General features: G+C 38.0%; 4 protein-coding genes and 1 pseudogene. 2 read left to right on the top strand and 3 right to left on the bottom strand.

Translation table 11 applies throughout. The features are described 5' to 3' along the window. From FD44_RS09670 to FD44_RS09660, 3 genes and pseudogenes are all read right to left on the bottom strand, one after another. Window positions 1-158: type II toxin-antitoxin system RelB/DinJ family antitoxin (locus tag FD44_RS09670; protein ID WP_156656225.1), on the bottom strand; the 158-nt coding region annotated here is incomplete at its 3' end. 258 nt (window positions 159-416) lie between these two features. Further along, window positions 417-757, bottom strand: a pseudogene (locus tag FD44_RS09665) (replication initiator protein A); the annotation flags it as partial. A 270-nt stretch (window positions 758-1,027) separates the two neighbouring features. Then, window positions 1,028-1,306: a BRCT domain-containing protein gene (locus tag FD44_RS09660; protein ID WP_020923847.1), complete on the bottom strand. Its 279-nt coding sequence runs from the start codon at window positions 1,304-1,306 to the stop codon at window positions 1,028-1,030. Window positions 1,307-2,084: 778 nt separating this feature from the next. Here FD44_RS09660 and FD44_RS09655 point away from each other — a divergent pair. Both FD44_RS09655 and FD44_RS09650 read left to right on the top strand, forming a co-directional pair. After that, window positions 2,085-2,870, top strand: a complete 786-nt coding sequence (locus FD44_RS09655) for a ParA family protein (RefSeq protein WP_056973916.1) — start codon at window positions 2,085-2,087, stop codon at window positions 2,868-2,870. 3 nt (window positions 2,871-2,873) lie between these two features. Next, the gene (locus FD44_RS09650) at window positions 2,874-3,113 is read left to right on the top strand and encodes a hypothetical protein (protein ID WP_011669001.1); all 240 of its coding nucleotides are present in this window, start codon (window positions 2,874-2,876) and stop codon (window positions 3,111-3,113) included. Window positions 3,114-3,398 lie beyond the last annotated feature (285 nt).

Raw genomic sequence — 3,398 nt, 5'->3', positions numbered from 1 at the left:
GCATTAAAAGGTAAAGCACCATTAGCAACAATCCGCTTGTAAAACATGTTAATGGCCGTGGTTGGATTTAAGCCCAATTCGCTTAAAACTGCTTCGGTATCATCGGCCAAATCTTTATCAATCTTGACTTGGACCCGTTTCTTTTCATTAACTGCCATGATTGTCTCATCTCCTTTCTTTTGCTACTACCATTATACTACCTTTTGAGTACCTCATCAATAGATAAAGCCCTGGCCTCAAATCATTTGAGCTTGGCGTTGATCTAAAGGCTGAACTTTTGAGCTGGTTAGCCCGGTTAGCTCTGGCGCTCATTTAAAAGCCCCTATTCTTCTGCTTAAGCCATTTAAATCTAACCTAAGTATAAAAGCTTAGCAAGTCTCAAAACCGTTTAGAAAGGACTTTGTAGCCTTTTAGGGCTAGTAGTACAACCCACTGTTATCGTTGTCGGCCGACTTTTCTTCTTCGGGGTGTTTGGCCGCATATTCTCTAGCCGCTTGTTTATTCCACCAAACGCCAAATAGGTTTTGCATGGTGCCGTACAGGTAATTTTCCACGTTCTTGATGTGCTTCTCATTACTTCTTAGGACGTTAAAGTAGCGTCTCAAGGCTTTAGTCATTAGCGGTTTAAGTTCTTCATCATCAAGTGGGATTATGACGCCAATATCTTTGTGATATTTCTCAACTCGGTACTTAGCATTTAAGATATGCCAATGAAGCGCCGCATTTGTTGTGGGGTACGGCACCAAAAACTAAGCAGTATTCATCATGTTACAGCACCCAAGTAAAAGCTACGCAGATAAAAACATTCATCCTCAAAATATGTAACCTAGAAAAAAGGCCTCCAGTGTTAAACCGGGAGCCTTTTTTAGTATACCAATTTCTACTTCACATAAGGCGGCTTATCCCAAGTAAACCCCTCACTCCCTGATAAAACAACGATCCGTTATTTTTCCTTTGTGAAATTTGACGGGAGAGGAGTGGTCTAGATGAAAAATCCCCAAAAAATCAGTAAACTCACTTTGTGAATTTAACCGCCTAAACTCCTAGACCATTGCGCCAATCGTGCCTGACACCAGTCCAAAAAATCCCGTTCTGAAATCGTTGGTGTTCCCGTCAATAACTTTTTTGTGATGGGCTCCTCACCTAAAGCCGTCTCAATTAACCCAACCACTAAATAATCTGTCTGTTTCGTAACCCAATTTTGTGGTTTCGCCCCAAAGACTTTCGCCAAACTAAAAGCTTGATCCCGAGTCATGGTAGTTAGACGTCCGGTAAAAGCAATCTCACAATCTCTTAAATCAAGCATTTTAAATCATCAACTTTCTTGATTCTAATGTTGGTTTTGACTTGACGGGTTACGGTTTTCCATTCAGTTTAGAGGGAGTGACGTTTTGAGCGCAGAATTGTTCCCTGGAAACAGCTATTTGGAATAACTGAACCAGAGTACAATTCTACGCTAAGGTTTCCCCTTAGTTCGTCGGTCGTTAACGCCCGTCGCTTGTCTGTACAATTGCGGTATTGCTACCACCACTCATTATAAACCTACGTTTTCGGTTTAGCCTACTAAAAAACGCCCTAGAAGGCGTTGATGATACGTATTTATTTTTGTTCGATCACCAACTAATCAATGGCACCAAGCCGAAGCTTCGTTTTACCACCCGCGCCGTTAATGGTCGCGCTCACCATTCACCACCCAGCCGTACAGATAGCCTTGTTGTGGTATAGCCAGACTTATTGAAGTCGCCCTGGCAAACGTGTCCCCTTGGATTTAGACCCCAGCTTGTCCCCTAGGGCTTTAAAAATCGCACCGGCCATGATATAATAGTCATTAAACAATGATAACTTTTTTGTGGCGCTCACCGATTCCAGTCGGTGGGTGTTTTTTTATGTTCTATTTTATGAATTAACCATACCACTATTCAGCTTGTTTATAAACAAAAATCGCAAAAATAACAAAAGTAATTTGTAACAAGTTTCATGTAATTTGATACTTGTAATTTGTATCTTTATATTTACGTTGAATTGCTATGCTCGTTGCATTACAATGACTATGAACTAATAAGTTCAAGTCTGGAGGATCCTGTATGACCACATCGATCACGATAGGAAACTTTAAAGGTGGAGTTGGAAAAACAACAACTTGTGTAACCCTTTCTTATCTATTAAATAAAGCCCATAGAAAAACCTTATTAATTGATTTTGATCCACAAGGAAATGCTAGTGAAATTATAGAAAAAACATTTCCTGTATTCAAACAAAAAAATTCCAAAAGTTTAACTGATGGTATTAAGAATCTGGATTTATCTGAGTCCATTGCACACGTCACAGATTACCTTGATCTGATGCCTAGTGATTGGAGCTTATCTTTGCTTCCTGATATGCTTGAAGATTATAAGAAAAGTGACCGACCACTATTTTTAAAAACTTTGCTAACAAAAATTAGAAATGATTATGATTATATTTTAATAGACGTTCCGCCAACGCTATCAGCATATACAAATAATGCCGTTTTAGCCTCAGATTACGTAATTATGGTTATGCAGACTCAAGAGCAATCTTACTCAAGTTCTTTAAAATTTGTAAGCTATCTTCAAGGGCTTAGAAAAGACTATGACAAATCATTTGATTTGCTTGGCATTATTGCCTATCTGGTTAAAAAAGACGGACCTGTCGATCATGAAGTGTTGAAAGCCGCTAATCAAGCCTTTGGAAAAGCCCTATTTCATGGGAACATATTTCAAAGAGAACGTGTTAAACGTTTCGGAAAAAGTGGAATTAAAGATGAGGATATGTGGGACAAAAGGGCTTTATATATGTATCAAGTAGTATTAGATGAAGCTCTATCACGAATTAATCTGTTGGAGGAGTAGAATATGCCGGAAAAGAAAAGTCTTTTAGATCAGATTGATGCAGAGAGTCAATTAAAAGATGGCGACTCTCCTTTTAAACGAAAAGAAAAAACAAAACCATTACGAGTTAGAGAATCATTTTACAATGATATTCGAAAAATTGCCTTCGAAGAAAATACAAAAATGGTTGAGATTTTAGATGACATAATAAAGCGTGGGCTTCGAAGCTATAAAAAGAGTCACCCAGATACAGATTACAAGTAACTTGTAATCTGTAACTTGTATCTTGTAATAAGTAACTTGCAATTTTAATTTAACCTGAACAAAATACGCTTACGACTCAAATGCAGGCTTTGGAATCCAGCGATGCTAACAAAGAAAAAAGTAAATAATTACGCGCTCTCAGACAACACGTTCACCTTTTAGATGTATACTTGTCCGTTTAAATTAAGCAGAATGCGTTTATATCACGTTATAAAATCAAAATTTTATTAGACAATAAAAAAACACCACCCAAATTAATGAGTTGAAGTGAACCCCAAATATTGG

The organism is Secundilactobacillus malefermentans DSM 5705 = KCTC 3548 (genome assembly GCF_001436395.1).
GTDB classification, from domain to species: domain Bacteria; phylum Bacillota; class Bacilli; order Lactobacillales; family Lactobacillaceae; genus Secundilactobacillus; species Secundilactobacillus malefermentans.
The sequence above is the reverse complement of the archived record's forward strand: the minus strand, read 5'-3'. Positions and strand labels throughout refer to the sequence as shown.